The 3,179-nt window shown below is 57.2% G+C and carries 3 protein-coding genes and 3 tRNA genes; 3 read left to right on the top strand and 3 right to left on the bottom strand.

Annotated elements, in window-relative coordinates; all coding sequences use genetic code 11:
- Both ACH2EH_RS20425 and ACH2EH_RS20430 read right to left on the bottom strand, forming a co-directional pair.
- Nucleotides 1–1,261: peptidylprolyl isomerase (locus tag ACH2EH_RS20425; RefSeq protein ID WP_395144604.1), on the bottom strand; the 1,261-nt coding region annotated here is incomplete at its 3' end.
- Nucleotides 1,252–2,091, bottom strand: coding sequence for a sugar phosphate isomerase/epimerase family protein (locus ACH2EH_RS20430; RefSeq protein ID WP_395144606.1), 840 nt, complete (start codon nt 2,089–2,091; stop codon nt 1,252–1,254). The genes ACH2EH_RS20425 and ACH2EH_RS20430, both read right to left, overlap by 10 nt.
- 102 nt (nt 2,092–2,193) lie before the next feature.
- Between ACH2EH_RS20430 and ACH2EH_RS20435 the strand changes: the two genes are divergently transcribed.
- From ACH2EH_RS20435 to ACH2EH_RS20445, 3 genes are all read left to right on the top strand, one after another.
- A tRNA-Val gene (locus tag ACH2EH_RS20435) sits at nt 2,194–2,265 on the top strand.
- A gap of 31 nt (nt 2,266–2,296) precedes the next feature.
- Nucleotides 2,297–2,370: transfer RNA gene (locus ACH2EH_RS20440), tRNA-Asp, on the top strand.
- A 23-nt stretch (nt 2,371–2,393) separates the two neighbouring features.
- Nucleotides 2,394–2,467, top strand: a tRNA-Glu gene (locus ACH2EH_RS20445).
- Nucleotides 2,468–2,509: 42 nt separating this feature from the next.
- Here the strand turns inward: ACH2EH_RS20445 and ACH2EH_RS20450 are convergent.
- The coding region (locus tag ACH2EH_RS20450; RefSeq protein WP_395144608.1) for a glycoside hydrolase family 172 protein at nt 2,510–3,179 on the bottom strand (670 nt) is incomplete at its 5' end.

Below are 3,179 nucleotides of genomic sequence, written 5' to 3' on the forward strand. Positions count from 1 at the left end.
TCTCAACCTTGTCCCCATTGGACTGAATCGCATCTTCGAGAGCGGCAATTGCCTTCTCTGGTTGCTTGAGTTTCTCCAGAATCGCGGCCTTGCGCAAGGGGACAACTCCTGCGGGATCGTCCTCTTTTTTGATTTTATCTAGCTCGGCTAGTGCCTGGTTGAGCAGCTTCACATCGGGCTTAGCGGGATCTTTCGAGGCATCCTGGAAGAGCTGCATCGCGCGCATGCCCGGATCCTGCACCTCGACCTTGATCCCCGGAGCCGCCGCATCCACGAGCTTGGTGATCTCAGCACGCGCTAGCTCCTCTCGCTTCTCCTGGGTGGCTTTGCTGATGGCATCCAGATGGATAATGTGAAAACCACTGTAGCTTTTCGGATCGGCGTGACGTACCAGCGCGGGCGTGGTCTCACCCGGCTTGAGAGTCGCAATGGCGGCCTTGAACTCAGGAACTAGGCCCGCAAGCTCTTCTTTTTTCCACTCGTAGAGGCCGCCTTTGTCCTTAGAGCCTGGATCCTCGCTATTGGCCTTGGCAAGCTCCGCAAATTTGGCAGGAGTCGTCTTGACATCGGCCAGGAGCTTCTCGGCCTTGGCTTTGGCAGCAGCTTCCGTGGTCTTTTTACCATCCCAGTTGATGAGAATATGCCGCACTTTATAGGTCTCAACCGCGATAAGCTTCTCTGCCTGTTGCTTGGTGAGCTTGTCGTTGAAGAGTTTAATCCTGAGGGAATCAGGAAGAATAAGCTGCTCTTTAAGGCTTTCGACACTAATATTGGCTCCTTGCTTTGCAAGGGTGTCGTTGATCTCTTTATCCGTTGCCTTCTCACTGAGCGTGAGCTGCTGGGCGATCTTGCTGCGCACCTGTGTCTCCCAGACCTCATCGGTGCCTTTTTGTATTTCCTCGTCGCTAATGGTGATGCCCGCTTTCTGAGCGGCGACGACCAGTGCTTCCTGGGACTTGATGCCGTCGAGTGCCCGGAGCCGGTAGCCATCTAGTGCCTCTGCAGGGGGCGGAGGCATTCCGAACATCTTGAACTGCTGGAGCTGTGGCTCGATGAGCCGGTCCAACATGCGCTGCGTCACTGCCTGGCTGCCTACCTGGGCGAGAGTCGTTTCGGCCTTCGCCTCGCTACGTGTACGCGCACTGCCGGAGTTGCGCCCCAGCCCACTATAGACCGATGTGCCAAGCATACTGATGCCAATAAATGCCACAATAGGCAAGGAAAACTTTTGGATATGCTGCTTCATTCCCATCAACGACATAGCTGAATCATCCCTTCCAAACAGGCACGCGACGAGGTTTCCGAGTCGCCGCCGGGGGCTTTATAGTGTGTCTCCAGCGCGATAACACCGGAGTAGTTGCTGGCTTTGAGCGCCGCGATCTGACCTTTGTAGTCAATATCTCCCTCGCCTACCACCGTCCAGGCTAGCTTATCCTCGCTCAGCCTTCGCGCATCTTTTATATGAATGTGCTCGGTGTAGGAGCGGGCGGCTTCCCAGCCTGTAGGAAAAGGCAGCTCACCCGCATGGAGCGCGTTGCCCGGATCCCAGAGCATCTTCAAGGCCGGAGAGTTCACCCGCGCGATCATCCGTGCGGTCTCCACGCCGCTTCCCAGATAGCAAGCATGCTCGTTCTCTAGGAGCAGAGTCACCCCCGCCGCCTCCGCGATCTGGCAAGGCCGCACCAGCTCCTGAGCGATCCGATCCTCGATCTCATCGGTGAGCGGGCCACGTCGCCAAAAAGCGAAGATACGGATATAAGGAGCATTGAAGCGCTTACACAGAGCAATGCTTCGCTCCAGAAGTGGGATTTGGTCGTCGAGAGTGCGCTCCTGGGCATTGTGGGTCGCCCCCGTTGCGGCGGCCAGCCCGGCCAAATCGCACTTGTAGAGGGGAGTGTCAATGCACGGGACAGTGAACCCACCCGCCGCGAGATCCTGCTCGACACGGCGCAGCAGATCCTCATCGGCATCAACAATATACTTACCATAGACATTGCGCAGCTCCGCCTCTTGGAGGCCATATTCTGACATTACAGCCAGAGCATAAGACAGATCCTGCGCGATCTCATCGGTGATAACGGAGAGACGCATACTGGGGAGTGTACTGTCTTGTGGGGGCGCTGTCAAGAAATCCAAAGCGCACTCTTGACAAGAGAAGACTCTCATGTTAAAATACCCTCCGCGTCTGCTTCAGGGCGAGTAGCTCAGCGGTAGAGCGCCTGTCTTACAAACAGGTGGTCGGGGGTTCAAATCCCTCCTCGCCCATTGTGTTGTGGATGGGGATTGGTTGGTTTGTGGAGGTGTAGCTCAGTTGGTTAGAGCGCTGCCCTGTCAAGGCAGAGGTCGCGGGTTCGAGCCCCGTCATCTCCGTGTGTTTTCTCCAAAACACTTGTGGCCCGTTCGTCTAGGGGTCCAGGATGCCTGATTCTCAGTCAGGAGATCGCGGGTTCGAATCCCGCACGGGCTATCAACCTCCGTATCCTGCGGAGGTTTTTGTTTTTTTGCGCTCCTATTCTGGGGTATCGAGGTAGAAGTAGGCTGTTGCAGACCAGTCGTCTTGGCGCCAGAAGTTACACCAACCGTCGGGCTGGGTAGCGAGGTCTAGGGGTTGGGGCAGATCCATGAGCTGGATAAAGCCGCCGGGCTGGCCCGTGTCAATGCTGACAGGAGTCAGAGCGACGTTTTTTTCTTGCAGGGCGATCACTTTCTCTTTGGCCGTGCCTCCGATGGTCTGGATGGCCACGCGGCAGCTTCCGTCAAAGTAAATCGGATCGTCCACATGGTAGCGGTAAAACGCCCACTGGCGCTGTGCACTATCGGCGATGGGGCAGCCCTGGGTACGCTGCGCGTAGGCTCCTTGGCCCCAGCCCGTGCCGATGTAGTCCTCGGTGCCGGTGCCACACAGTGTCGGGTGGGTATCGTCGCCTATCCAGACCTTTACCTCTCCCTCACCCCACCACGCGCCCTCGTAGCGCTCGTCGGCGATGACTCCGAGATTGCAGCCCAGAAAGCGCCCGCTGCCTGAGATCTGAGGAAGGATGAGAAAATCTTCTCCCAGTACATTGGGAGACTCACGGCGAAACTGCGCGTGGAAGTAGAGTGTCTCGGGCGTGTGGGCTACCCCAAGCAGGAGGTCAATGTCGTAGAACAGGTGCGGCAGGCGCGCCTCAGATGTGTTG

The sequence above is a fragment of the Armatimonas sp. genome, from assembly GCF_043760365.1.
Taxonomy (GTDB): Bacteria; Armatimonadota; Armatimonadia; order Armatimonadales; family Armatimonadaceae; genus Armatimonas.